We start from the raw sequence: 25,828 nt of genomic DNA, 5'->3' as shown, positions 1-25,828 counted from the left end.
AGGGAGTCGCCGAGAGTTATTAGAGTGTTACCCAAAAATGAAATTACGTCAAATTAACCTTGCGCGTCGGCGCGATCACATCGCGCGGGGGCATGCCGACCCAGGATTTGACCGGTACGGTGAAGACGCCCGGAACCGCGTGAAACTGCCGGTGCAGCGCCACGGCGAGCATGATGGCCCCGGCACAAAGCAGCGGCGGCAGGAGGGTTGCTACAGCCGGCGGCATCCGCACATCGAAGGCGACGAGAATGGCCGCGAGCGCCACCATCGGGAGCGTGTGCACGAGGTAAATCGGCAGGGTGCGCGAGCCGAGTGAACGCACGAAATCAAAGGCCGGCAGACGGGTTAGCAACACGGCGACGGTGATGCCCGCGACGACGGCGAGCGCGCTCAGAACCAACAGTACGAACGGAACCCTGGTGAGCGTCAATTTTGTGGTGACGACGACCAGGCCGGCATAGCCGAGGCAGATCAGGACGACGTGCCACCACCGCACGAAAGGAACGCGGCGACGCACCAGCGGCCCCAGATAGATCGCGGCGATGAAGAACACGAGGTATTTGCCCATCTTGTCCCATGGCGAACCAGTGTGCAGCAGCTGGGCACCGAACAGCACGGCAATGACCACGGTCAGGGAGACCTGCAGGAGCGGCGGCCACCGGCGCATGAGCCAGGCCACGGTGAAGAACAACGGCAGCGCGTAGATGAACCATAGGTTGGAGCTCGGGCGCACAAACAGCGTGACGAGGCTGGCCCAGGTGGCGTTCGGCGCTCCCGACGTGCTGATCGGCGGCAGGACGAGCATAAACAGCGTCTGCAGTGTGACCCACGTGATGTAGAGGTACAGGAGCAGCGACATCCGCTTACGAAACAACTGCCGATACGGCAAGCGGATAGCGGACGCGGCCAGAATTCCCGACATGAAGAAAAAGAGGGGCATGCGAAATGTGTCGAACAACGGGTTGAGCGGGGCGAGAGCGCCGGCCAACCCGGCCTCGTCGAGGTACATGATGGCGTGGTACAGCACGACCAGGATGATCGCGATTCCCTTTGCGACGTCGATCCACGCCTCCCGGCCTGGCCCCAGTGCCGGTGCGGCTCTCATGTCGCCTCCTCGCCCGGTCGGGCTGGGCGAATCGAGCGACCGCGGCGCTGGTCGAACTCGGTGACGAACGGCGGCGGCTCATAGGCGTATCGCAGCACGCTGCGTGCGGCGAACCGGTGGAGCGCGAGGGCCAGCAGCACCGCTGTGACCGCGAGAAAAGGCGGCAAAACGGGCGCGATCACTGCGACCACTGCAAAGAAGGTTGGCAGGGAAAGTACGAAGGAAATCAAGATGACGATGGGGGTGTGCGCCAGGTAAATCGGCAGGGTGATGCGCCCGACGGTACCGAACCAGTGCGCGCCGCGCAGGGTGCGGCTGAACGCGATGCCGCCGACCACACCGACAAGGCAGTTCAGAAAATACAGACCGAAGACGTCTCTCAGCCCGAGCAGCGTCACGGTGGCGGTAACGGCCGCCCACAGGAGCAGGGCGGCCCCGATGAGCAGCCGGTTGTCGATCTCGCCGACGCGAATGATCCAGGTGCGCAGGTAGATACCGGCCAGAAAGAAGAAGTAGTACTTGAGCGAGCCGGACCAGCCCACATTGACCGTCTCGAGCCCGCTCAGGGCCACGACAGACACTGCGCCAGCAATCACGAGTTGCAGCCGTGGGTTCACCCGCCGGCTGAGCTTGGCCACGACAAAGAAAATCGACAGCGCCCAGATGAACCAGAGTTCGAACCGCGGCAGCACCGGGGACACCACAAGGCCCAGCACCGCCTCGCGCAGGCCGAAACCTTCGCCCTTCATGGTCTGGCCAAGCAGGAACACGACCGAGCCGACGACCTCCCAGAGCAGAAAGACCCAGAGGTAGAGGCGCACCTTGACCGTCCACAGGTCGCGCCACGGTCTGAGCAGCCATTTGGGGGCGAACAGCCCGGACAACACGAAGAACAGGGGCATGCGCATCGACGACAGAGCGTCGTTGATTTCGCGCCAGTACGGGATGTCGAAACCAGCGCCAAGCAGCCAATTCGCCGAGTGGAACAGGGCGACGAGCAGGATAGCGATTCCCCGGCCGGTGTCCACCCAGCCAATGCGTTCGATCGCGGGCCTGGTGGCGCTCACGGTCGGAGCCGAACCGGCGCGGGGAACAGGAGGGCAGCATCCGTCGTGGCCGGCTTCTTGCGGGTGATGAGCAGTCCGAGAACGAGGACGAGCAAGACCGAGGAGCTGAAGAAGGGGCCGAAGAACATGAACCAGACGGCCTTGATCCCGAGGTAGAGCAGCACGGCGCTGGCGGTATTGGCCGCGACATGAACGCCGATACTGCGCACGATGAGCACGAGGATAATCAGGGCGAGTAGTAGCCCGGGGAGGCCGAATCCGGCCCAGAAGTCACCGATGATCGAGTGCAGCTCGACGTGCCCGCCGAACATGTAGTTGTCGACGTACCCATTGTTCGGGTCGTAGTTGATCGCGGCCATACCCGTTTTGGCGGCCAGGATGTCCTCGGGATTGGGCGCAATGCCCACGCCGAACCCCCACGGCTGATGCTGCATAAGGGCGATCGTCGCGGTGAGTTCGGGACGGCCACCCATGATGAGGGAACCGGTCTCCTGGAGCTGGGCGAGGGTGCGCTGCTGGGTCGCCTCACCGAGGGCCCCGTCGAGGATGAGTGCTTGGATCACCTTGAAAACGACCAGGGCGAGAGCGCCGAGTCCCAGCAGGGCACGCAGCGCGGATTTGCCACGCGAGGGGCGGGTGGGGCGCATTTGCCAGGCGACCAACAGCACCGTCAGAAGCATGAACGCGAACGTGGATCGGGCATCCGTCACGGTGGCGACAACGGTGAGCAGCAGGGCGACGGCCAGCTCCAGCCAGCGACGACGCAGCTGCAGGGTGATTCCGAGTAGCAGAATAGTCAGGGCCACTGAGTAGCCGAATCGCCACGGGTTTTCCGCGTAGAGCTCGCTCGTCGGGGAAACACCGATCAGGATTCCAGCTCCATACCAGATCGCGATCTGGGAGTCGGGCAAAACCGTGCGCGCCCAGAGCACGAATCCGACGCCGGAGAGCAGCCCGACCAGGCCGGCAATCGCGCCGAACGCCTGGCCGAGGCTCGTGTCGTGCGTGGGAGCCGACAGCGCCGTGAGCCAGATGCCTGAGCCGATCGCGACCACCCCGGCGAGCAGAAGCAGTCGGGCGCCCCAGTACTGGCGAAGCACCGGGAACCACACGGGAATCAGCGCCACGCAGGCCAACGCGCCCACGGTGATGCCCTGGCCGATATCGAGGCGCATGGCCACGATGACCAGAACGACCACGGCGATGAATTTGTTGACGATGGGCGGCGCCTGCTGCACAAAACGGCCCGCGCGGGTGCGCGGTGGCGCCACCGGAACGGGGCGTACTGCGGTCTTGTTGGAGCGCACCTCGAAGGACACTAGCCACCACCAACCGGGCCGCACAGGAACGATTCGGGCACCGACTCCTGTTGCGCAGCCGCATCGTGCATAACAATAGACGGCCCTGAGCAGAAGCAACAAGGGCAATGCCCCGCAAGCTGAGGGATTTTCATCCCCCCGAGAGGGGGGGCGCGGCCACGGGCGGTGCGGCCTGTATAGTACAGATTTCGTGAGGGATATTCAGTCTGCGACCGGAAGCTGCCTGTGGTCATGTATAAATTCGATCGGCTCGTAGCCGACCTGCGCCGGGACCCGGTCGACCTCGCGCAGCGCGCGGCGATCAGGCTGCGGCTCGCCGCCCTGCGATCGACCAACCGGTTCAGCCGTCGCTCGGTGGCCGGGTCGGGTGCCGTCGTGGTGAACCTCACCTCGTTCGACCATCGGATCGATCTGGTGTTCTACGCCCTCGAGACCATCGCGGCCGGGCGCGTTCGCCCCCGACGCCTCATCCTGTGGCTCGATGATACGGCGGCACTCGCACACCCGCCGGCCGCCCTCCGTCGCTTGCAGCGTCGGGGCCTGGAGATTCGTTCCTGTCCAAACTTCGGGCCGCACAAGAAGCAATATCCGTATGCCTTGACCGGGCCGACGCTGCCCCTGGTGGCCGCCGACGACGACGTGCTGTACCCGCGCGGATGGCTGGCCGAACTTCTCGAGGCGGCCGCGCGGCATCCGCGCGACGTCACCGGCCAACGCGCCCACACGATCACCTTCGACGGCGACCGGGTGGCGCCGTACGCCCGGTGGGTCGCCGCCCGCAGCACCGCCGCGAGTTTTCGAACACTCTGCACCGGTGTCTCTGGCATCTACTACCCACTCTCGCTGCTCGCCGCCCTGCGGGGCGAGGGAGACGCCTTTCTGCGGGTCGCCCCGCGGGCCGACGATCTGTGGGTCTATGCGGTGGCCGTGCGGCACGGAATTCGCGCGCGCCAGGTCGGCGAGCGACAGGCGGAGTACCCGGCGATTCCGGGTTCGCAGCGCGGCACCCTCTATCGGCAGAACGTGACCGAGGGGGGCAACGACGAGCAGTTCGCGGCATGCGTGGGCGAGCGCGAACGAGAGCGGATGCTGCGCGACGACCCCAGCGACTCAGGCGTGTTGCCAACGGTTCCGCTCGTGCAGAACGTGCAGGGCCCCGCCGCTGCCCCCGGCGGCGGTGAATAGCGGTGGCGCCTAGGCGACCTCGCGCGCCGGTATCCGCCCAGCGGCCGGATGAGCGGCCATCATCCAGGCCACCCGCAACCAATTCGGTGTCGCGCAACATGACGATTGCGCTGATCGGAAACGCTTTTCCCCCGCTCGTCGCGCTGTTCTCTGGACCGATCCTGGCCCAGGCCCTCGGGGTCGACGGTCGTGGTGCGGTGGCCGCTGCCACCGCACCACTCGCCCTCGTGGTCACCGTCGCGACCTTCGGTGTTCCGGAGGCGGTCACCTGGGCGATCGCCCGCAACCCCACCCTGGCGCGCAACGCCTCGAACCGGGGCATGCTGATTATCGTCATCGCCGGGCTGCTCGCCATGGGCGCGGTCACCCTGTCGGCCACCTGGCTCAGTGGCGGCGATGCGACGGTGCAGCAGCTCATCCTGGTGGCCTGCCTGGCCATCGTGCCCAATCTGCTGGTCGGAGTGTTCCGCGGGGTGGCTTCCGCTACCCAGAGCTGGCGGCTCGTCGCGCTGGAACGCATCATCACCTCGTCACTGCGGCTGGCTGTGCTCATTCCGTTCTGGCTCACCGGCACGCTGACGCCGCTCGTGGCGACGATCGCCGTGGCGGCGATGCCGGTGACCGGCCTGTTCGTCTACATCGGGCGCATGCGCACCCTCGAGCCGCGCGCCTTTGACGTGCCGCGGGAGGCGCGCACGGCCGGGCTGCTGAGCTACGGCCTGCGCATCTGGGTCGGTTCACTGTCGGGAATTCTGCTGTCTCGGCTCGACCAGGTACTCATGACGCCCATCGCCGGTACCTACCAGCTCGGGCTGTACGTGGTCGCGGTGAGTGTGAGCGAGCTCCCGCTGATCATCAACCAGGCGGTGCGTGACGTGACCTTCGTGGCGGATGCGGCCGATTCCGTCGACGCGCGGCTCGCGTCATCCGCCCGCATCAGCACCCTGCTGAGCGGTCTGGCCGCCCTGTTTTTGGGTGTCACCATGCTGTGGTGGCTGCCTTTTCTGTTCGGTGAGGATTTTCGGCCGGCCCTGCCGGTGGCCGTGGTGTTGCTCGCCGCTGTGGTTCTCGGCACACCCGGTTCGATCGGCGGTTCCGGCCTCAGCGCGCGCGGTCGCCCGGGCCTGCGCAGCGTGTCATTGCTGATCGCCTGCCTGGTGAACATTGCAATGCTGATCGTATTGGCACCGCTGCTCGGGGCGATGGGGGCGGCGCTGGCCACGCTGGCCGGCAACCTGATCTCGAGCAACATGAACCTGGTGTTCCTCTATCGCAAATTCGGCATCAACCCGCTGAAGTTCTACGGCGTGCGACGCATGGACTTCGTGACCCTGCGCGAGTACGCGAAACGGTTCACCCGACGGCGCAAGCGCTAGGTCGTTCGGGTCGATGCCGCTGTTGGTCTGGCCGCGGGAACCGGCCGGTAGGCGAGGCCGTCACGCAACCCCCGAGCCGCGGCAATGAGCGGCTGCACCGAGGTGAGCAGTTGCCGTCGGCCCCCGCGGGAGATGACCTCCCAGGCAACCTGCACGCTGCGGTGGCGCCAGCGTCGCCGGTCGAGGCCGTCGAGGTTGCGGGCCGCGTAGACCAGGCGGTTGCGTACGTTGTAGTAATAGTAGGAGTAGGACTTGGCCTGGCCGGCACTGTGCTGACCGGCGCCCTGGGTGCCGCCCTGCGCGTGCGTCGCCTGCGCGTCAGCACAGACCATAACGTCTCCTCCTGCCCGCAGCACCCGGTGCGAAAGCTCGACGTCTTCCCAGTACAGAAAATAATCGTCGCTGAACCCGCCGACCCGGCACCAGAGTTCGTCGCTGACCAGCAGGCAGGCCCCGCTCAGCCACGGGGTAGTGCGAACGCCGGGGTGGTCCGCTCGTCTGCGGGTTGCGCGTACGCGACCGTCGTCGAGGTACAGGTCGCTGCCATCGAACCATACCGTGCCGTCGGGTCGCACGATGCGGGGCGAGACCAGGGTGAGTGGATGCAGGCTGACCACCTCGAGTAAGCGGGCGACCTGGTCGACGGCGATGGCGGCATCCGGATTCAACAGCAGAAAATGGGTGCGCCCGCTCTGCTGGGCCAGGGCGACGCCGAGGTTCATGCCGCCGCCGAACCCGAGGTTGGTCGGCGACAGCACACGTTGCCAGCCCTCCCGATCGGCGAGCGCGCTCACCCTGACCTGCTCGGCCGCGTCGGTGAAGTTGTCGACGACGACGACCGAGAGGCCCGGCGCCGATCGGGACAGCGGTTGCAGGTTCTCTTCGAGCAGTGCGACCGACCCGAAGTTCACCACGACGACGGCGAGGGAGGCGAAGATGGAGTCGGTCATGCGGTCAGTATTGCAGATCTGTCAGGATTACCTGACAATTTCTCAGCGCACTAGCCGGCAAAGCGGTCGGTCGCCTCGATGATGGCGTCGAGGATTCCCGGCTGGTCGAAGGCGTGGCCGGCGTCGGGGATCAGGTGGAATTCGGCTTCCGGCCAGTTCTTGTGCAGGTCCCACGCGGTGAAGGCGGGGGTGCACATGTCATAGCGGCCCTGCACGATGACGCCCGGAATGTCGGCGAGCCGAGATGCGTTGTCGATGAGCTGGTTTGGCGTGAACCACCCGTTGTTGGTGAAGAAGTGGTTCTCGATACGGGCGAACGCCACCGCGAAGGCCGGATCGGAGAAGTGCGCGATTTTGTCGGGCTCCTGCAGCAGGGTGATCGTCGATGATTCCCAGGTCGCCCAGGCCACGCCGGCCCGTTCCCGCACGTATCGGTCGGGGTCGTGCAGCAGCCGGCCGTAGGCCTCGATCAAGTGGCCGCGTTCATTTTCGGGAACGGGGGCGAGGAAGGATTCCCACAGGTCGGGGTAGATGGCAGCGGCGCCGCCCTCGTAGAACCAGTCGAGCTCCACCGGGCGCAGGGTGAAGATGCCACGCACGACGAGTTCGGTGACCTTCTCGGGGTGCGTCTCGGCGTAGGCGAGGGCGAGGGTACTGCCCCACGATCCGCCGCAGACCAGCCAACGGTCAATGCCGAGGTGCTCACGCAGTTGCTCCAGGTCGGCCACGAGAGTCCAGGTGGTGTTAACGCTCAGGTCGACGTCGGGTTCGCTCGCGTGTGGCGTACTTGAGCCGCAACCACGCTGGTCGAACAGGATGATGCGGTACTTCGCCGGGTCGAACACTCGACGCTGGTCTGGGCTGGACGCGCCGCCGGGGCCGCCGTGCAGGTAGACCGCGGGTTTGCCGTCGGGATTTCCCGAAGCTTCCCAGTAGATGGTCTGCTCGTCACCGACATCGAGCATGCCGGTCTCATAGGGTTCAAGCTCAGGGTAAAAAGTACGCATGCGCTGAGCCTATTCCCCGGATCTGAGGTTGAGAAAATTCACGAGCTCCCAGTCCGGACTAAACGATCGCGCCGTGCAACGATGGGTCATGGCGAGTATCTCTCTCACGGATGCCGAGCTCCGTCGGTTCGACGCAGCTCTCAGGGATCAGCGCGACTTAACCGGGACGGACCTGAACCGGCTGGCGCAATCGCTCACGAGCGTGCGCGAGGCGCGGAGCGACGGATCGGCCGACGACGAGCACGATCCAGAAGGTCCAACCCTGTCGAGTGAGTGGTCGCGAATTGTCGGTGTGCACCGCGAGTTCGACGAGAAAGTCGCAGCAATTGATCGTGCGCTTGCCCGAATTGCTGACGGGAGTTACGGCACCTGCATCCGCTGCGCTAAACCGATTGGCTCCGCCCGGCTGTCTGCCCTCCTGACGGCAGACCTATGCATCGACTGCGCCAGAGAGATTGAAAACCGCGGCCGGTAGTGACAGCCGCGATCGCTGTCCGGCGAGGCCGAGCGACCTCCGCTTCGATGTGGGTATCGCCGGTGCGATACTCCACTTCGTTCTGGGCGAGTTTCATGTAGGCATCTTCGTGCGAGGCACTCACCGCGGTGAGTTCATGCAGGTGGTTGTAGGCGCTGCGACCGGTGTGTATGGCCTTGGCCTCGAGCAGCACGCCCACGCAGCGGAGCCTTGTGCTCGTGGTGCGGCTTGCCGTTCACGATGACCGATCCGGCGCTGGGGCGATCCAGTCCGACGATCATGCGCATCGTGGTGGACTTGCCCGCGTTGTTCGGCCCGAGAAAACCGGTCACCTTGCCGGGCTGCACGGTGAAGTCGACCGCGGTCTTGCTTCCGTAGTGTTTGGTCAGGGACTATGCCTGGATCACGAATGCCTCATTCCATTAGTGGCTGAGGCCCCGTTTAATTGCTGTGAAGCCCCCATTCCCAGCGGTATTGTTTGAATCCTACGTGGCGCATCAACCATGGGGATGGTTGTGCGCCACCCTGTGGTACCTGGGTACGACATACGCGAGCTACTTCCTGGAGGGCTTCCTGACCAGCTTTTCCGCGGCGGGCGCGACGCCGGACGCACGCTGGTCGGCGTAGTAGTCGCGGGCTTCGGTCTGGCGCTCGGCTTCGATGCCGCTCGCGATCGTGGCCCGCAGGTGGTCCTGCGAGTAGCCGAACGCGTTCACGAGGTCGAGTGCGTGCGGGCGGATACGCGCGATGAGCCGGTCGATGTAGGCCGTGACGGCCTGGGCACGCTGAGCGGAGAGACGACCGTGGATGAGGTACCAGGCCAGGTTCTTCTCGACCAGTCCGAGGCCGAACAGGTCTCGCAGCCAGGTGAGGACCTGCTTGGTGCCGTCATCCGTCGTGGCGTCGAGCGCCCTGGTGAACGACTCCCACTGCAGCAGTTCGCCGTGGGCGCGGGCCGCTTCGATGAGCTCATTCTGGTGTGCGTTGAACAGGTCGGCGGCCTGCTTCTTCGGCAGTTTGGTGGCGCCCCGCAGCTTGCCGGCGACTTCGCCGATCATGCTCTCGACCCGATCGGTCAGCAGCTCGCGCTGCACGTCGGCATCGCGGAGGGCGCCGACCGAGCGGGCGGTCGACCCGCGGTCGAACACCGACTGCCCGAGCGTTCGCAGTCCGGTGCCGTGGTAGGCGCGACCGGCGGCATGCTGCACGACGTAGCGGGCGAGGGCACCGGCATCCGCTGTGGCGAATTTGCGGCTGTAATCGGTGAGCAGTCGCTTGGCGACGAGCTGCAACAGCACGTTGTTGTCACCCTCGAAGGTAGCGAAGATGTCGAGGTCGGCGCGCAGGCCGACCAGGCGGTTCTCGGCGAGGAATCCAGCGCCGCCGCAGGCCTCGCGGGCCTCCTGCAGCGTGTCGAGCGCGTGCCAGGTGGAGAGCGGCTTGAGCGCGGCGGCGAGGGTTTCGAGGTCTTGCCGGTCGTCGTCGGTGTCGGCCTTACCGCTGAACACCTCGTCGAATTTCACCAGGAACTCGTCGTGCGCGAAGGTCTGCGCGTAGGTCGTGGCAAGGCGCGGGAACAACCGGCGCTGGTGCCGCTGGTAGTCGAGGATGACCTCCTCGTCGGTGTCGCTGCCGGCGGTGAACTGACGGCGCTGACTGCCGTAGGTGATCGCGATGGTCAGGGCGAGAGCGGATGCCGCGGTGGCGGCCCCGTCAAGCGACACACGACCCTGCACGAGGGTGCCGAGCATGGTGAAGAAGCGCCGGCCGGGGCTCCCGATCGGACTCGTGTAGGTGCCGTCTTCACCGACGTCGCCGTACCGATTGAGCAGGTTTTCGCGAGGAATGCGCACGTTCGTGAAGTGCAGGCGGCCGTTGTCGATGCCGTTGAGTCCGCCCTTGAGGCCGTCGTCTTCGCCGCCGATACCGGGCAGGAAATCGCCATCAGCGCCCCGAATGGGCAGGTAGAAGGCGTGCACGCCGTGATTGACGCCCTGCGTGATGAGCTGGGCGAACAGCACGGCGGCGATGCCGTCTTTCGCGGCGTTGCCGAGGTAGTCCTTCCAAGCCGCCCGGAACGGGGTGTTGACGACGAACTCACCGGCTTCGGAGTCGAAGGTGGCGGTGGTTCCGATGCTCGCAACGTCGGAACCGTGCCCGATCTCGGTCATGGCGAATGCGCCGGGAACGCTGAGGTCCATGATGCCGGGCAGGTACTTGTCATGGTGGGTCTTGGTGCCGAGGTGTAGTACGGCGGCGCCAAACAAGCCCCACTGCACGCCGCCCTTGATCTGCAGGCTTGGGTCGGCAATGACGAGCTCTTCAAAACCGGCGATGTTTCCACCGTGGTCGTCGTGCCCGCCGAGGTGTTTGGGGAAGGCGCGCAGCACATGGCCGTTGGCGGCGAGAACCTTGAGCTGCTCGAGCACACGCAGGCGGTGGTCGGCCATCGAGAGGCCCTCGATGCGTTGCATGTCGGGGCGCGCGGTGACCTCGCGAGCGGCGAGGCGCACGTCAGCCCAGGTTCCGAGCAGTTGGCGTCCGAGCAATTCGACGTTGACCACGGGGGCGGCAGGATCGCCGATGGACTTGATGGGACCGGTATCGACGCTGACGCCCTGGCGAGAGTCGATCGTCATCGATCGGGTGCTGGAGCGCTGGGCCGTGTCAACCATGGGTGATCCTAACTGTTCACGCGAAAGTGGTGATCGCAACGTTAGGACCGCGTGGTCGCGGTCGCGAAATGCGCGGTGCGGGGGCCACAACGATATCTGCCGCCCACGGCATTCGTTTTGTAGGTTACGTACAACTGAGGGCCCTGCAGACCTGCGCTCCCCCACAAACACCGTTCTTCGTTGAGGTCAGGCGGAAGCGGCGACGACCTCGAGCAGGGCGTCGCCGTAGGCTTCGAGCTTCTTGGCGCCGATGCCGGTGATGCCGTCGAGGGCTGCGAGGGTTGTCGGGCCGGCTGCGGCGACGGCGATCAGGGTCGCGTCTCCGAAGACGATGTAGGCGGGTACGCCCTGCTCCTTTGACTCCGCCGAACGCCAGGCGCGGAGCGCCTCGAACAAGGATTCCTGGACCGTGCTGAGGTCGGCGGCCGCGACCTTCGCCGCGCTCGGGCGGCGCGCAGCGCTGGATCGGGCGGGGCGGTCGGGTTCACGACGCAACTGCACGTCACGGCGGCCGCCGAGAACGTCCGCCGCGGCATCCGTCAGCACGAGTGTGCCGTATTCGCCGGAGGTGGCGAGCAGGCCCTGGGCCAGCATCTGGCGCACGACGCCGCGCCAGGCTTGGTCACTGAGGTCGGAGCCGAGTCCCCACGTGCGCAGTTCGGTGTGCCCGTATTGGGTGGCGCGGGGGGTCTCCTTGCCGCGGAGGATATCGATGAGGTGGCCGGCGCCAAACTTCTGGTTGCGTTCGCGCTGCAAGCGCACGATGGTGGAGAGTAGTTTCTGGGCGGGGATGGTACCGTCCCAGGCTTCGGGCGGTTCGAGGCAGGTGTCGCAGTTACCGCACGGTTCGCTGGCCTGGCCGAAGTAGCGCAGCAGGTTGACCCGGCGGCAGTGCACGGTCTCGCACAGGGCGAGCATGGCGTCGAGGTGGGCGGAGAGTTTGCGCCGGTGTGCGAGGTCACCGGGCGACTCGTCGATCATGCGACGCTGCTGCACGACGTCTTGCAACCCGTAGGCGAGCCAGGCTGTGGCCGGGGCACCGTCGCGGCCGGCGCGACCGGTCTCCTGGTAGTAGCCCTCGACCGATTTGGGCAGGTCGATGTGGGCAACGAAGCGTACGTCGGGTTTGTCGATGCCCATGCCGAATGCGATCGTGGCGACGATGACGACGCCCTCCTCGCGGAGAAACCGACTCTGGGTGCGGGCGCGCAGGCCAGCGTCGAGCCCGGCGTGGTACGGCAGCGCGTCCACACCGTTCGCGCGCAGAAATTCGGCGGTCTGGTCGACGGTTTTGCGGCTGAGTGCGTAGACGATTCCGGCGTCGCCAGGGTGCTCTGTCTTCAGGAACGACAGCAGCTGCTTGCGTACCTCGGCCTTGCCGACGATGCGGTACTGGATATTGGGTCGGTCGAAGCTCGCCACGAAGTGCCTGGCGTCACCCATCTGCAGGCGGGTCGTGATCTCCTGGTGTGTGGCATCCGTCGCCGTCGCGGTGAGGGCGATGCGCGGCACGTCGGGCCAGCGGTCGGCGAGTTCGCTGAGGGCGAGGTAGTCCGGGCGAAAATCGTGGCCCCACTGCGACACGCAGTGGGCCTCGTCGATGGCGAACAGGGCGATGGTGCCGCGGTCGAGCAACCGCTTGGTGGCCTCGTTGGAGAGGCGCTCGGGGGCGACGTAGAGCAGGTCGAGGTCGCCGTTCAGGTAGTCGCGTTCGACCTGGCTGCGGGTAGCAAAATCCTGGCTGGAATTGAGGAACTCGGCGCGAACGCCGACGGCGGTGAGGGCGTCGACCTGGTCTTGCATCAGGGCGATGAGCGGCGAGACGACGATGCCGGTGCCGGCCCGGACGAGCGCGGGAATCTGATAGCACAGACTTTTACCGCCGCCGGTGGGCATGAGCACGACGGCGTCCCCTCCATCGACGACCTGCGCGATGATCTCGGCCTGGTCGCCGCGAAAGGAGTCGTAGCCGAAGACGGCGTGCAGGGCTTCGGCCGCGGTCTTGAACTTGCGGGTTGCAGAGCGAATCGGAGCGATGGCGCGAGCGACTGGTTGGTTCGAAACGGATGCTGCGCCCTTGTAGGCCAGTTGCCGCCCGCCCGACTGCCCGTCGTAATGCCGGTCGCCGAATTGCCGGTCGGACTGCGGCGGCGGCGCATCGAAGTCGTCTGGTGCGTCGAAATCACTCGGTGCGTCGAAGTCGCTCAAGCCATCAAAGTCGCTCCGGCCATCAAAATCGCGCGGTGCTTCGACGTCATCAGGGTTCCAGGGCAGTTCAGCGTTCCGACTCACCTGGATAACTTTACCCGGGCCCCCTGGCACGTTCCCCGCGCGCCGAGTTCGAGCCGTGAGATCGGGTAAACCGGAGTCAGGGACGGGAGTTGCGGCGCAGGAGTAGCAGGGTCACGGTTATCGCGAGGAGCACGGCACCCAGGGTTCCGCCGATCCAGGCGACGGTCGGCAGTGTGCTGTCGGCGCGAGAGTCGGCGGGGGGCGAGGTGCCAGCATCCGTGGTGGCGGCATCCGCTTCAGCGCCGCAGGTCGGAGCGGCCGCCGCACCATCGGCGAAGCCCTGGCCCGCGGACGGCTGCCAGTCGAACGTGAACTCGTCGGAAATTGCGTGGCCGTCGGTCGAGACCGTCTGCCAGATCACCGTGTACTCCCCCGCCGCGCCGAGCTGCGCCTCGGTCTCGACCGTGGCGCCCGACACGGTCACGCAGCCGTCGCCGTAAAAAAGCGGAGCAGTGACCGGACCGGTGACGACCATCGCGCTGCCCGAGCCAGTACCTCCGAGGTCGAGCAACTGGTCGTTGGTGGTGACCGAGAACACGCCGGGCTGCTCGGTCACCACCGCGTCAGCGGCCGGCGACGAGCCGACGACATAGTTGTGAGCGGATGCCGGGGCCGCGCCCCATCCCAGCGCTGCGGCAATGACGATGACCGCGAATGCGCCTCGGGACGCACGGCGAGCCGTCGGGCCCACCGATGAGCCGACCGATGGGCCAGTCGCCCTGGCGGTCGCCGGACCCGCCATCCGGCTGGTCGTAGTCCCCGGAGTGCCACGGGGTGCCGAGGTGCCGCGCATACTATTAGGCGCTCGTCTTGCGGCGGGCGACGACGGCCAGCACGATGCCGACAGCACCGACGACGAGTCCACCGGCTCCCAGGACCCGGGCGAGCGCGTCATCGGCGGATGCGGCCGTGGCGTCCGCTGCGTCATCGTGCGTGGCGACCGTTTCGGCATCGGTGTCGCCGTCGCTGTGTCCGTGCGCGTCGCCGGTCGCGGCGGCGACCGTGACGAACGGAGCGGGGAGCGCCGGTTCGTCTTCACCGTCGACCGTGGTCTCGTTCCAGTTGGTTTCGCCCACCTCACAGGTCTGCAGCACCGGGAATTCGAGCGTCTCACCCTCGGCGTCCGCGGGCAGCTGCAGGCCCAGCGCGAACGTGTCGCGAAAGCCGTCGGGAAGCGGGGTCATGGCCGCATAGGTGATCTGGCCGACGCGGGTAGTGATCTCGTTTCCGTGGCCGTCGTCGATCGGCGTGGCGAGGTCGACATCGATTTTCTCGACGGTCCAGCCCGGGTTCACGGTCGGGGAGACGCTCGTGATGTTCTCGGGAATGTCAATGGCCATCTTCGTCGTCGCCGAACCTTCGCAGCCGTGCGCGGTCGAGAACGTGAGCACAGTGTACGCTCCGGCGCCGGTCGCGTCGGGCGTCACGGTGACGTGGGCGCTGGCCGCGAGCGGCGCCGCAAGGGCGAGCAAGACTCCTGCGGCGAGAGCGGAGGTGGCGATGAGGGGGGTCGTGAACTTCATGATCGTCCTTAAACTGTGGGATGCCCGAAATGCCCGACCGGTGCAGGGCGAAGCCTCTGCTACTCGTTCGGTGCGGCGGAGAAAATGGTCTGGTCTGTGGGTCAGGTGCCGAGCGCGAAGTCGGGCGGCCCGCGATGCCGCATGGCCGACAGCACCAGAATGAGATCGCGCGGAGTGAACACCGGCGCCTGGTGCCCGATGCGCTGCGGGGCCGCCACCGGCAAGTCCAGCTGCGAGGGCGCAAGCAGGGTGCGGATGCCCCGGCGAACGTTCTCGACGAGGCTCCAGAACGCGCTTTCCGAGAAACGCAGCGCGAGCATCGTGACGATCGCGGCGCCGAAGTGGGCGAGCCACATGACCGTATCGTCGTGCGACGCGTGCGCGGCCGAATTCATAACCATCGGGTCGATGAGGGCGGGTAGCGCCTCATGCTGGTGGGTGCCCGACGCAGCGATGACCTCAGCCCCAAGCGCACCGCCCGGTGCCCCGAGCGAGAACAGCCCGTGAAAGATGAACTGGCTGATCAAAACGGATGCCGCTCCTCGCCATAAGGACAGGGTGCGGCCCGAGAGGGCGACGCACACCATGCCGGCGAAGGCGAGCGACACGACGACCGCCAGCCAGCCGGGCGCTGAGGCACCACCGAGCGTGTGCGACAGCGCGGCAATAAAGGTGGAGAACACCGCAACGATCCAGCCGCGCGCAAAGCGGGCCCAGCGTGTATGCATGACGCCCCCTCTCCGGTTCATTCCAGAGTAACGGTCCGACCCTGCAAAAAGACTGGCGTGGACGGCTAGTAGACGACCACCCGGATCGTGCGGGACTCCGAGGCTCCAAATGTGCCGCTACCGCTGAACTGCACGCTCAATGTGTGCACGCCGCGGCTCAGCCCGGTGATGCCCGTGGTCACGACGCCGTCTTTCTGCGCGGTGAGCGCCCTGGTCTTGACCAGTTCCCCGCGGTCGAACACCTGAAGCGCTCCCGCTGGGGTGGTCCCATCGGCCGCAGCCACCTCAACGCGCAGCCGCACAGCTCTCTTGTGGCTGACCGCGTGGCGCTGCACGGAGGCCGTGGTTGTCGTATCGACCAGAATTGGCCCCCCATCCTCCGTGATGACGATCGGGATCGAGAAGTGCGTGCCCAAACCGCTCACATCGAACATGATCTCGCTCAATCCGGCCTGCGCATTGGCCGGAATGGTGAACGCCACGTTGGAGCGACCGGTTTCGTCTGTTCCATCCACAACGGTGTCATCGAACGGAAAAAAGCTTGCTGGCGAGAGTACGACCCCGTCGCGGCCGAAATGCGCGGTCACCTCCGGGGTGACTCGCTCACCATCAGTCATGAGCAGCGATGAGAGCCGGAACGTGATCTGTTGGCCTGGCCGATACGCGTCAAGGTCCGGCGACACCCCAGTGACGCCCACCGCGCGTTGACCGGTCGGGCCGCTAGCCGCACCCACCTCGGTCAGGCCCACCCCGGCAAAGTAATCCAGCATTGCCTGCCGATCAGTCTTGCCCGTATCGACCCGGTTGGTGCCCGAGTTCAGCGCGGAAAAATTGTTCGCCCCCGATGCGAGGAACGAATTCACGACGACGCGATAGACCGTGTTGCCCGCGATCTCGACACCATTGAAGGTCATGCGGATGATGTGCTGCCCGACCGGCGCGAAGGGATCATAGGTGTAGAAGAGGCTGCTGGACACGCCCAGTTTGAAGAAGCCCCAGGAGGCCTCCGCCGGCTGCCACTGCTCCTCAAGTACCCGGCGCAGCTGGTCGCCGGTCAGATCCATGGTCACGAGAGTGTGGGGGACGGGGTGCACGCCCGCCACATCGCGATAGCTGACGTCGCCGGGGACGCGGGTCGGATCGCCGGCATGCATGCTGAGGTTCGCCCCCAGTCCACCCGGCTGCATGAGCGCGATCTGGGCACCTGCAGCAGCGGTCGCGCGCAGCTGCACATCCGCGACGAAGTTGCCCAAGGACGATTCGCCACCACGGTTATCACCACCGTTAGCGTTTCGAGCGGGGTTGATGGAGTCAAAAATTTCGCCCACGCTGACGGCCCCTACCGGGTCGGCAGCAGCTGCCGCCGCTGCGACGACAGCCGTGACCGCCGGGTCGGCCGGGAACTGCGGGTCCCCCAGATCGTCAAAGAGCGGCAGAAACCCACTAGAAATACTGAGCAGTCCGTGGCTCGCCGGGTCGACTGTCAATGAGAGGTGCCCGAGGAAGCGGCCGTCGTCCATGGCCTGGATCACGGGCCGCGGTAGAGCGCGGCCGGCCACGGGAAGCGCGTGGCTGTACCGCTGGTGGGTGTGGGCTGAGACGATCGCCGCGACGGACGGGTCGGTCTCGGCGACGATGCGCGCGAAGGCGGAGTCGTTTGTGGCGGCGGCGATTTTTTCAGTGGCGGCGCCCTCGTGCACGAGCAGGATGATGACATCCGCTTCGCCATTAGCAGTGCTTCCGTCGTGGAGGTCGGCCGCAACCCGGTTCACCTCGGCCACGGCATCACGCACCTCGAGGGAGGTGATGCCGGCCGGGTTCACCAGGGTCGGGAGCTGGCGGGTCATGGCACCGATGAAGCCGACGGTGATTCCGTCGACCTCTTTCACGACGTACTGCTCGAACGCTGGCTGCCCGGTCTGCCGGTCATAGACGTTGGCGGACAGGTAGGGGAAGTTTGCGGCGGGAATCACGTGGTCTTCGAGGTTGGCGCGCCCCTGCTCGAGTTCATGGTCGCCGAGCGCCGAAACGTCGAGTCCGGTCGCATTGAGGGCGTCGATCGTGGGGGTGTCCTGTTGATAAGCCGAGGTGAAGGTCGAGGCGCCGATGTTGTCGCCGGCCGAGACGAACAGGGTGTTGCCGGCGTCGCGAAACTGGTTGACGGCACCGGCAAGCACGGCGGCGCCCGCCGCGGAACCATCCGCTTCGATGCGGCCGTGAAAGTCGTTGATCGTGAGCACGTCGATGGTGACCGGAGGTTCGGCGGCGCTGACCGGAGCGGCGGCGAGTGCCGAGAATCCGAAGGCCAGCACCATGACCGCCGCCAGCGCCGCCAGCACCCGCCGACGCGTTCGAAGGGTCGATGCATCGGGGTTCGATACGGCACCTGCTGTGATCACAATCGCGCTCCTCGTTGAGACTCATTGCCGGGTACGTGCTCTCATCAGTCGGCCGCAACGTCTGCAGCCGCCGACACCATACGGTCATCTTTCGACATTGCCTAGGTCTGCGAAACAATCGCGCCGGCCAGCGTGGCGTGTTCATGATTCTGATCGACCAGACGCCGACCGGCAGCGGGCTCGTTGCGCTCGGGCTTGCGTTCGCCCTCCCTGCGGCCGGAATGCTCGCGATCGCCTGACCACGCCGTCAAACCGGGTCAGGCGCGGCCGGTGAACGAGGGCTTGCGCTTCTCCTGGAACGCGGCGAAGCCCTCCCGGTAGTCGCCCGTGGCGCACAGCGCTGCCTGGGCGGCGGTCTCATCGCTCATGCTCTGCCAGAGTCCGAGTCGTTCGTCACGCAGCGCCTGCACGAGTGCCTTGCTCGCAAGAAAAGCCTGCGTTGCACCGGATGCCGCGCGTGTCGCCGCCTGCACGGTCAGGTCGGTCAGCTCCGCGGCGGGAAACACCTGGCTGAACAGGCCGCCGGCCACCGCCTCGACCCCCGACATGAGGCGCCCGCTGTAGATCAGGTCGAGGGTACGGTGCGCGCCGAGACGTTCGACGAACAGGGCGTGCCCGCCGGAGTCGAGCGTTGCACCGAGGTTCGCGAACGGCGAGCCGATCTTGGCAGTGTCGGCAACGTACACGACATCGGTGGCGATGAGCAGGCCAAGCCCCACTCCGAGGCAGGCGCCGTGGGCGGCCGCGAAGGTCGGCGCCGGGAACCGGCTCATCCGCTGCAGCAGCGGGGTGACGAGGTCGCCGAGGTAGCCGAGTACGTCGTCGGTGCGCGGATCGACGCCTGCGATATTTCGGCCGGCGCAGAACGCCCGGCCCTCGCCGCTCAGCACCAACGCACGCACACCGGCCCGCTCGGCGGTCTGGTAGGCCAAGTCCAGTTCAACGATCGCGGCCTCATCCAGGGCGTTGAGTTTGTCGGGTGCGTTCAGCACCACATGGGCGACGTCGTCGTTTATCGAGAGGTCAATCACGGCATCCGCTTTCTGCGCTGATATACGCCACGGTGTCAAGCGTCATAGTCGACGACGACGGTGTCGGTGGTGGGGTGTGACTGGCAGGTCAGCACGTAACCGCGGGCGAGTTCTTCGGGCTCGAGAGCGTAGTTTTCGGTCATCGTTACGTCGCCGCTGACCAGTTTGGCGCGGCAGGTTCCACAGACGCCGCCGGCACACGCGAACGGCACGTCGGGGCGAACCCTCAGGGCCGCGTTGAGGATGCTCTCCTTCGCGTTGACCGGGGTGGTGACCGTGTTGCTCTGGCCGTCGAGCGTGAACTCGATCTGGAAGGTTTTGTCACCCTGGCCGATGATGACGGGTCGGCCGCGATCACCGCTCGCCGCCGAGGCCTCGCCGGTCGTGAACAGTTCAAAGCGCACGTGGGAGCGCTCGACGCCGGTGCTTTCGAGGGTGTCGCGGCACAGCTGCACCAGCTCGAACGGGCCGCAAAGGAACCATTCGTCGACCGAGACCGGGCGCAGGATGGTGTCGAGCATGCGCCGAAACTTCTCTTCGTCGATTCGACCCGAGAGCAATGAGGAGGATCGCTGTTCGCGGGACAGCACGTGGTAGAGCGCGAGGCGGGCCGGGTAGCGGTCCTTCAGCTCGGCGAGTTCGTCGAGGAACATCACGTCGAGGGCCGTGCGGTTGGTGTAGACGAGGGTGAAACTCGAGGTGGCCGAGGCGGCGAGCACGGTGTGGGCAAGGGCCATCAGCGGGGTGATTCCCGAGCCGGCGGCGACGCCGACGACGTGCTTGTGGTCGAGGTTGCGCAGCGTGGAGGTGAAGCTGCCCTGCGGGCTCATCACGTCGATTTCATCGCCAGGGTGCAGCTCGCTGTTGGCCCAGGTGGAGAAGGCGCCGCCGAGGTCACGTTTGATGGCAACGCTGATCTCACCCGCTGTCGCCGGCCGGCAGATCGAATAGCTGCGGCGCAGCTCCTGGCCGTCGATCGTGGCGCGCAGCGCGAGGTGCTGGCCGGGCAGGTAGTCGAACGCGCCCTGCAGTTTGGGTGGAACGGTGAAGGTGACCTCGACGCTGTCCGCGGTGAGCGGGCGTACTTCGGCCACCGTGAGGGTGTGGAAACGTGCGCGGTGCTTGACCGGCGCCGGCGTGGCGGCGCTCTGAATGGTGGAATCGAGATGTGTTGCAGCCATTAGAGCACCTTGAAGTAGTCGAACGGCTCGAGGCAGTCTCGGCATTCGAAGAGGGACTTGCAGGAGGTGGAACCGAAGTGCGCGAGCTCGCGGGTGTTGAGCGAGGAACAGCGCGGGCACTTCACGGCCAGCGTCAGGCGGATTGGGCCGGCCGGGCCGGAACCCCGCACGGTCGCATGCCCGGTAGGGGCGGCGATGCCGTATTCGCGGAGCTTGTTCTTGCCGATCTCGCTCATCCAGTCGGTGGTCCAGGCCGGACTAAGCACGAGCCGAACCGACACGTTTTCGTACCCGGCGCTCGCGAGCACCTCGAGAACGTCGTCGCGCATGGCGTCCATGGCGGGGCATCCGCTGTAGGTCGGCGTGAGCGTGACCGCGACGGCATCATTGGTGACCGTCACCGAGCGAAGTACGCCGAGGTCTTCGATGGTGAGCACCGGAATCTCGGGGTCGACGACCTGCGCGGCGAGTGTCCACGCAGCGAGCGACGCTGCGTCGGCGGGGCGCGGCCGGGCGATGGCTTCATGCAGCATTGAAGCGCGGTCGGCGGTAGTCACCAGGACGCTCCGGGGTGGGCGCGGGTGAGCACCTGCATTTCGGCGAGCAGAAAGGCGAGGTGCTCGGAGTGCTTGCCGGTGCGGCCGCCGCCGGAAGCGACGAAGCCGCGCGGGACCTCGAGTTCGGCTTCGGCGAGCACCGGTGCAATGGCGGCGTCGAATGCCGGGAGCAGGCTCGACGGGCGAACCGCGACTCCTCCGAGGCGATCGATGAGCGGGTCGTCGCGAAAGATCTCTTCGACATACGGCCACAGGTCGGATAACGCGGTGATCATTCGGCGGCGCGACTCGTCGGTGCCCTGCGCGAGGCGCAGCACCCACTGGGTGGAGTGGTCGCGGTGGTAGTCGACCTCCTTCACCGCCTTGGCGGCGATTGCGGCGAGGGTCGCGTCAGCAGATGCCCGCAGTCGGCTGTACAGCTCGAACAGGTAGTGGGCCACGACGAACTGGCGCGCGATCGTGTGGGCGAAGTCGCCGTTGGGCTGTTCGACGATGTGCAGTGAACGAAAATCAGGCTCGGTGCGCCAGTAGGCGAGGTCGTCTTCGGTGCGGCCCGACGCGGTGCCGGCATAGTGCAGCAGTGACCTGGCGTGACCGATCAGGTCCAGGGCGACGTTGCCCAGGGCGACGTCTTCTTCGAGCTCGGGTGCGCGGGAGATCCAGGCGCCGAGCTGCTGGGCCAGGATGAGCGAGTCATCGCCAAGCCACAACGCGTATTCTGCCACGTCAGCGGTGGCGACGGACGGGCCCTCGATGAGCTCGGCGTCGAGAGTTGTGACGTCGACCGCGACGTGGCCGTGGTCATCGTCGTGGGCGGCGGCCGGGGCATCCGCTGCGATGTCGTCACTCACAGGTGCTTCACTCCCTCGCTTTTGGAGTAGTAGCTCGCGTGGCGGTAGTTCTTGCCGGCGGGCGATTCGAAGAAGGCGCCCTTGGCGTCCGGATCACTCGTGGTGATGGCAGCCGCGGGAACGACCCAGACCGAGACGCCCTCACTGCGGCGGGTATACAGATCGCGCGCATTGCGCACGGCGAGGGTCTCGTCGGGGGCGTGCAGGGAGCCGACGTGCACGTGGCTCAGGCCGCGGTTGGAACGCACGAAGACCTCCCAGAGGGGCCAGATCTCTGCTGCGGAATCGCCGGGAGTGGTCATGAGGCTGCCATTTCTTCGGTTCGTGCGGACTGTTTACGGGCATAGGCCACGGCGGCTTCGCGTACCCACGCGCCCTCGTCGTGGGCGTCGCGCCGACGTTGCAAGCGCTGGGCGTTGTTCGGGCCGCGTCCGGCGAGTACCTCGTGGAACTCGGTCCAGTCGATCACGCCGAGGTCCCACTGCTGGGTTTCTTCGTTGAAGTGCAGGTCGGGGTCAGGCAGGGTGACGCCGAGCACGGCCGCCTGCGGCACGAGCATGTTCACGAAGCGCTGGCGCAGCTCGTCGTTGGAGTGACGCTTGATCTTCCATGCCATGGACTGCGCCGAATTGGGAGAGTCGTCGTCGGGAGGGCCGAACATCATGAGCGCGGGCCAGTACCAACGGTTGACTGAGTCCTGAGCCATCTGGCGCTGCTCCTCGGTGCCAGCCATCAGCTCCAGCAGAATCTCGAAGCCCTGGCGCTGGTGGAAGGATTCTTCCTTGCAGATGCGCACCATCGCACGGCCGTAGGGACCATACGAGGCCCGGCACAGCGGTACCTGGTTGCAGATGGCGGCGCCGTCGACGAGCCAGCCGATCGAGCCCATGTCGGCCCAGCTCGGGGTCGGGTAGTTGAAGATCGACGAATAGCGGGCTTTGCCCGCGATGAGGGCATCCGTCATGTCGTCGCGGGTGGCGCCGAGCGTCTGCGCGGCGGAATAGAGGTAGAGGCCGTGGCCGGCTTCGTCCTGCACCTTGGCTATGAGGATGGCCTTGCGCTTCAGGCTCGGTGCTCGCGTGATCCAGTTCGACTCCGGCTGCATGCCGATGATCTCGGAGTGCGCATGCTGTGAAATCTGGCGTACGAGCGACTTGCGGTACCCCTCAGGCATCCAGTCACGCGGCTCTATGCGCGAGTCCGCTTCGATCAAGTCGTTGAACTGCTGCTCTTCGACGCTGATAACGGCGGTTGCGCTCGTATCGGGCGTGATGGTGCTTGTCATCATCGGCTCCTGGTCTGCGTTGACTGCGGTGGTCGGATCTTCATGGTGCACGAGCGGGCGGCGCTAAGGTGATGCACGTCGGCGATGTTGTGCACGGATCGTACAATCTATTACCGACCGATCGTTCAGTTAGTATATAGTCACATTATCGGCCGGGCAACCCCGACCGGCACGGCAACTCAATGAGGAGAACCGAATGACGGAAGCACTGCCCGTCGGAAGTCAGGCCATGATGCTGCGCGACCGGGCATCCGCTTCTCTCGGCATGATCGTGCATCGCAACGAGCCGGGCCACGCCGTGGTGTCTATGGTCGTGCGCGACGATATGCTCAACGGTTTCGATGTGACCCACGGCGGTTTCATCTTCGCCCTCGCCGACACGGCCTTTGCCATTGCCTGCAACGATTCGCACCACGTCACGCTCGCGGCCGGCGCCGACATCATTTTTCTGAAGCCGACCACGAGCGGCCAGAATCTGACCGCCACCGCACTGCTGCGCGTGAAGAGCGGTCGGAGTGGCATCTACGACGTGCGCGTCAGTGTCGCCGGAAACGCGGTCGACAACGATGTCACCGTCGCGGAATTTCGCGGTCGTAGCCGCACCACCAATTTGCCCGTCCCTACCCGGAACCACCTCTAATCCTTTCGAAAGGCATCATGTCAACGCTGACCAAGACCCGTCTGCACGCACCTGCAATCGACGAGCTCGACGCGGCAGAGCGGATGTCCCAGGGCGAGATCCGTGCGCTGCAGCTCACGCGCCTGCAGCACACCGTGCGGCACGCCTACGAAAACGTGCCTCTCTATACGCGCAAATTCGATGCGGCTGGCGTTCACCCCGACGACATTCGCACCCTCGAAGACGTGGCGTTGCTGCCGTTCACGACCAAGGAAGATCTGCGGGTTTCCTACCCGTTCGGCATGTTTGCGGTGCCAATGGACCAGGTCGCACGCATCCACACCTCGTCGGGCACTACCGGACTGCCCACCGTGGTCGGTTACACCAAGAACGACCTCGCCATGTGGTCTGGCCTGGTGGCCCGCAGCCTGCGCGCCTCTGGCGTGCGTCCCGGTATGAAGGTGCACAACGCCTACGGCTACGGACTGTTCACCGGGGGTCTCGGCGCCCACGCCGGAATCGAAGCCCTTGGCGCCTGCGCCATCCCCATGTCGGGCGGCCAAACAAATAAGCAGGTGCAGATGATCAGCGACTTTGAGCCCGACGTCATTCTGTCAACGCCAAGCTATCTGCTCACGATCACCGATGCCATGGTCGCTGTAGGCCTCGATCCGCGCCGCTCGAGCCTCAAGGCTGGCGTGCTCGGCGCTGAGCCGTGGACCAACCAGATGCGCCTCGAGCTCGAAGACCGCCTCGACTTCGACGCCCTCGATATCTACGGGCTAAGCGAGGTCATGGGTCCTGGCGTCGGTAACGAGTGCATTGAGTCTAAAGACGGCCCGCACCTGTGGGAGGACCACTTTCTGCCCGAGATCATCAACGGCGACACCGGCGTGACGCTCCCCGACGGCGAAACCGGCGAGCTCGTGTTCACCTCGCTCACCAAGGAGGCTTTTCCGGTAATCCGCTACCGCACCCGCGACCTGACCCGCCTTCTTCCCGGCACCGCGCGTCCCGGTATGCGCCGTATGGAGAAAATCACCGGCCGCAACGACGACATGATCATTTTGCGCGGGGTCAACCTGTTTCCGACACAGATTGAGGAGATCGTGCTCGGCATCGAGCACCTGTCCCCGCACTTTGTGCTCGAATTGACCCGACCGTCGCGCATGGACGAGCTCACGGTGCGCATCGAACGACACGAGCACGCCGACGAAGCTGCCTCTACGGTCGCTCGGGCAATACTCATTGCGCTCATCAAGGACCGGATCGGAACGAGCGTCAATGTGCTCGTCGTCGAGCCGGGTTCCCTGGAGCGCAGCACGGGCAAGCACAAGCGCGTCTACGACCTGCGCTGACCGGTCGTCGTGGGTACGCCCGCATGAGAGACTCTAGACCTATGTCTGACGTACACATCCCCAAACGCGGGCGCCCCGGCTACGACCAGCGGGCGATTCTCGAGATTGCCGTCACCGCGTTCAATGAATTCGGCTACGACGCGACCTCCATGGGAGTGCTCGCGGCCCGGCTGGCCCTCTCGAAGGCGGCCATCTATCACCATTTCACGTCGAAGGATGAAGTTCTCCAGCTTGCCCTGGACGAAGCCCTCAACGGTCTTGAGGGCGTTCTGTTGGAATCGGGAGCCCTGACCGGCAGTGCCATCGACCGCCTGGCCTACGTGCTCCGCGGTGCCGTGCAAGTGCTCACGTCACGCTTGCCCTACGTCACACTCCTCTTGCGGGTGCGCGGCAATACCGACGTTGAACGTCTCGCGCTGACCCGGCGCAGGGCCTTCGACCGCGCCGTCTCCACCCTGGTCATCGAGGCGCGCGATGAGGGCTCGCTGCGGAGCGACATCGACCCGCGAGTCGTGACCCGCCTGCTCTTCGGTATGGTCAACTCCATCGCCGAGTGGTACCGGCCCGAGGGTCCGGAGGATGCCGCGCAGCTCGCCGACGACGTGCTCGCCGTAGCTTTGGACGGCCTGCGACGCCGCTAGACCTTCCCTTAACGACGAAAGGCCACACACAATGTGTGTGGCCTTTCTCCGGCTTTCGCGTGCACGTGTTAACGCAGAAAGGCCACCCGGAGGGTGGCCTTTCTGGTTTTTCAAGTTAAGTCCGGCGGTGTCCTACTCTCCCACAGGGTCCCCCCTGCAGTACCATCGGCGCTGAGAGTCTTAGCTTCCGGGTTCGGAATGTGA

General features: G+C 65.8%; 23 protein-coding genes, 1 rRNA gene and 1 pseudogene. 6 read left to right on the top strand and 19 right to left on the bottom strand.

All coding sequences use genetic code 11. From position 1 onward, the window contains the following. Positions 1 to 43: 43 nt before the first annotated feature. The 3 genes from E3T47_RS00120 to E3T47_RS15710 are packed head-to-tail and all read right to left on the bottom strand — an operon-like array spanning position 44 to position 3,491. Positions 44 to 1,105 carry an acyltransferase family protein gene (locus E3T47_RS00120; protein ID WP_134553641.1) on the bottom strand — a complete coding sequence of 354 codons (1,062 nt, stop codon included), beginning with the start codon at positions 1,103 to 1,105 and terminating at the stop codon, positions 44 to 46. Beyond that, on the bottom strand, positions 1,102 to 2,172 hold the full coding sequence (locus E3T47_RS00115) for an acyltransferase family protein (RefSeq protein WP_166805559.1): 1,071 nt from the start codon (positions 2,170 to 2,172) through the stop codon (positions 1,102 to 1,104). The genes E3T47_RS00120 and E3T47_RS00115 overlap by 4 nt, the downstream gene beginning before the upstream one ends. Continuing rightward, positions 2,169 to 3,491, bottom strand: coding sequence for an O-antigen ligase family protein (locus E3T47_RS15710; RefSeq protein WP_166805558.1), 1,323 nt, complete (start codon positions 3,489 to 3,491; stop codon positions 2,169 to 2,171). Before E3T47_RS15710 ends, E3T47_RS00115 begins: the two co-directional genes overlap by 4 nt. A 231-nt stretch (positions 3,492 to 3,722) precedes the next feature. On the opposite strand from E3T47_RS15710, the gene E3T47_RS00110 reads away from it, so the two are divergent. Together E3T47_RS00110 and E3T47_RS00105 are read left to right on the top strand one after the other, a co-directional pair. After that, complete coding sequence (locus E3T47_RS00110) at positions 3,723 to 4,676, top strand: hypothetical protein (RefSeq protein WP_134553639.1); 954 nt, start codon at positions 3,723 to 3,725, stop codon at positions 4,674 to 4,676. A 98-nt stretch (positions 4,677 to 4,774) separates the two neighbouring features. Continuing rightward, complete coding sequence (locus E3T47_RS00105) at positions 4,775 to 6,052, top strand: oligosaccharide flippase family protein (RefSeq protein ID WP_134553638.1); 1,278 nt, start codon at positions 4,775 to 4,777, stop codon at positions 6,050 to 6,052. Here the strand turns inward: E3T47_RS00105 and E3T47_RS00100 are convergent. Then, positions 6,049 to 7,002: a glycosyltransferase family 2 protein gene (locus E3T47_RS00100; RefSeq protein ID WP_134553637.1), complete on the bottom strand. Its 954-nt coding sequence runs from the start codon at positions 7,000 to 7,002 to the stop codon at positions 6,049 to 6,051. The genes E3T47_RS00105 and E3T47_RS00100 overlap by 4 nt on opposite strands. Before the next feature lie 50 nt (positions 7,003 to 7,052). Beyond that, the gene (gene pip, locus E3T47_RS00095) at positions 7,053 to 8,009 is read right to left on the bottom strand and encodes a prolyl aminopeptidase (protein ID WP_134553636.1); all 957 of its coding nucleotides are present in this window, start codon (positions 8,007 to 8,009) and stop codon (positions 7,053 to 7,055) included. A gap of 73 nt (positions 8,010 to 8,082) precedes the next feature. Here pip and E3T47_RS00090 point away from each other — a divergent pair, with 73 nt between their 5' ends. Further along, positions 8,083 to 8,484: a TraR/DksA family transcriptional regulator gene (locus E3T47_RS00090; protein WP_134553635.1), complete on the top strand. Its 402-nt coding sequence runs from the start codon at positions 8,083 to 8,085 to the stop codon at positions 8,482 to 8,484. A 109-nt stretch (positions 8,485 to 8,593) separates the two neighbouring features. Here the strand turns inward: E3T47_RS00090 and E3T47_RS16175 are convergent. From E3T47_RS16175 to paaA, 13 genes and pseudogenes are all read right to left on the bottom strand, one after another. Further along, positions 8,594 to 8,873 (bottom strand): annotated as a pseudogene (locus tag E3T47_RS16175) (ATP-binding cassette domain-containing protein); the annotation flags it as partial. A gap of 165 nt (positions 8,874 to 9,038) precedes the next feature. Next, a complete protein-coding gene (locus E3T47_RS00080; RefSeq protein WP_134553634.1) occupies positions 9,039 to 11,159 on the bottom strand; it encodes an acyl-CoA dehydrogenase family protein in 2,121 nt (706 codons plus the stop codon). A 186-nt stretch (positions 11,160 to 11,345) separates the two neighbouring features. After that, positions 11,346 to 13,367, bottom strand: a complete 2,022-nt coding sequence (gene recQ, locus E3T47_RS00075) for a DNA helicase RecQ (protein WP_134553701.1) — start codon at positions 13,365 to 13,367, stop codon at positions 11,346 to 11,348. A gap of 160 nt (positions 13,368 to 13,527) precedes the next feature. Then, positions 13,528 to 14,142: a copper resistance CopC family protein gene (locus E3T47_RS00070; RefSeq protein WP_166805557.1), complete on the bottom strand. Its 615-nt coding sequence runs from the start codon at positions 14,140 to 14,142 to the stop codon at positions 13,528 to 13,530. Positions 14,143 to 14,248: 106 nt separating this feature from the next. Further along, positions 14,249 to 14,974: a YcnI family copper-binding membrane protein gene (locus E3T47_RS00065; RefSeq protein WP_134553632.1), complete on the bottom strand. Its 726-nt coding sequence runs from the start codon at positions 14,972 to 14,974 to the stop codon at positions 14,249 to 14,251. 101 nt (positions 14,975 to 15,075) lie between these two features. Further along, positions 15,076 to 15,702, bottom strand: a complete 627-nt coding sequence (locus E3T47_RS00060; RefSeq protein ID WP_134553631.1) for a hypothetical protein — start codon at positions 15,700 to 15,702, stop codon at positions 15,076 to 15,078. A 65-nt stretch (positions 15,703 to 15,767) separates the two neighbouring features. After that, entirely contained in the window at positions 15,768 to 18,101 is a 2,334-nt protein-coding gene (locus E3T47_RS00055) for a 5'-nucleotidase C-terminal domain-containing protein (protein ID WP_134553630.1), read from the bottom strand. Between the two features lie 257 nt (positions 18,102 to 18,358). After that, positions 18,359 to 19,132, bottom strand: a complete 774-nt coding sequence (locus E3T47_RS00050) for an enoyl-CoA hydratase/isomerase family protein (protein WP_134553700.1) — start codon at positions 19,130 to 19,132, stop codon at positions 18,359 to 18,361. A 35-nt stretch (positions 19,133 to 19,167) separates the two neighbouring features. Further along, entirely contained in the window at positions 19,168 to 20,313 is a 1,146-nt protein-coding gene (gene paaE / locus E3T47_RS00045) for a 1,2-phenylacetyl-CoA epoxidase subunit PaaE (RefSeq protein WP_134553629.1), read from the bottom strand. Beyond that, a complete protein-coding gene (gene paaD / locus E3T47_RS00040) occupies positions 20,313 to 20,846 on the bottom strand; it encodes a 1,2-phenylacetyl-CoA epoxidase subunit PaaD (protein WP_134553699.1) in 534 nt (177 codons plus the stop codon). Before paaD ends, paaE begins: the two co-directional genes overlap by 1 nt. 20 nt (positions 20,847 to 20,866) lie before the next feature. Next, the gene (gene paaC / locus E3T47_RS00035; protein WP_422386456.1) at positions 20,867 to 21,721 is read right to left on the bottom strand and encodes a 1,2-phenylacetyl-CoA epoxidase subunit PaaC; all 855 of its coding nucleotides are present in this window, start codon (positions 21,719 to 21,721) and stop codon (positions 20,867 to 20,869) included. After that, entirely contained in the window at positions 21,718 to 22,023 is a 306-nt protein-coding gene (gene paaB, locus E3T47_RS00030) for a 1,2-phenylacetyl-CoA epoxidase subunit PaaB (RefSeq protein ID WP_092106867.1), read from the bottom strand. Before paaB ends, paaC begins: the two co-directional genes overlap by 4 nt. Next, positions 22,020 to 23,009 carry a 1,2-phenylacetyl-CoA epoxidase subunit PaaA gene (paaA, locus tag E3T47_RS00025; RefSeq protein ID WP_134553628.1) on the bottom strand — a complete coding sequence of 330 codons (990 nt, stop codon included), beginning with the start codon at positions 23,007 to 23,009 and terminating at the stop codon, positions 22,020 to 22,022. Before paaA ends, paaB begins: the two co-directional genes overlap by 4 nt. Before the next feature lie 193 nt (positions 23,010 to 23,202). On the opposite strand from paaA, the gene E3T47_RS00020 reads away from it, so the two are divergent. Genes E3T47_RS00020 through E3T47_RS00010 form a run of 3 tightly spaced genes read left to right on the top strand, consistent with a single transcriptional unit; the run spans position 23,203 to position 25,624 of the window. Next, positions 23,203 to 23,646: a hotdog fold thioesterase gene (locus E3T47_RS00020; RefSeq protein WP_134553627.1), complete on the top strand. Its 444-nt coding sequence runs from the start codon at positions 23,203 to 23,205 to the stop codon at positions 23,644 to 23,646. A gap of 17 nt (positions 23,647 to 23,663) precedes the next feature. Further along, a complete protein-coding gene (gene paaK, locus E3T47_RS00015) occupies positions 23,664 to 24,983 on the top strand; it encodes a phenylacetate--CoA ligase PaaK (protein WP_134553626.1) in 1,320 nt (439 codons plus the stop codon). A 41-nt stretch (positions 24,984 to 25,024) separates the two neighbouring features. Next, positions 25,025 to 25,624 carry a TetR/AcrR family transcriptional regulator gene (locus tag E3T47_RS00010; protein WP_134553625.1) on the top strand — a complete coding sequence of 200 codons (600 nt, stop codon included), beginning with the start codon at positions 25,025 to 25,027 and terminating at the stop codon, positions 25,622 to 25,624. A 119-nt stretch (positions 25,625 to 25,743) separates the two neighbouring features. Here the strand turns inward: E3T47_RS00010 and rrf are convergent. Continuing rightward, positions 25,744 to 25,828: ribosomal RNA gene (gene rrf / locus E3T47_RS00005) — 5S ribosomal RNA — on the bottom strand; the annotation flags it as partial.

This window comes from Cryobacterium ruanii (genome assembly GCF_004404055.1).
Taxonomy (GTDB): domain Bacteria; phylum Actinomycetota; class Actinomycetes; order Actinomycetales; family Microbacteriaceae; genus Cryobacterium; species Cryobacterium ruanii.
This window is presented reverse-complemented; position numbering and strand designations above follow the sequence as displayed.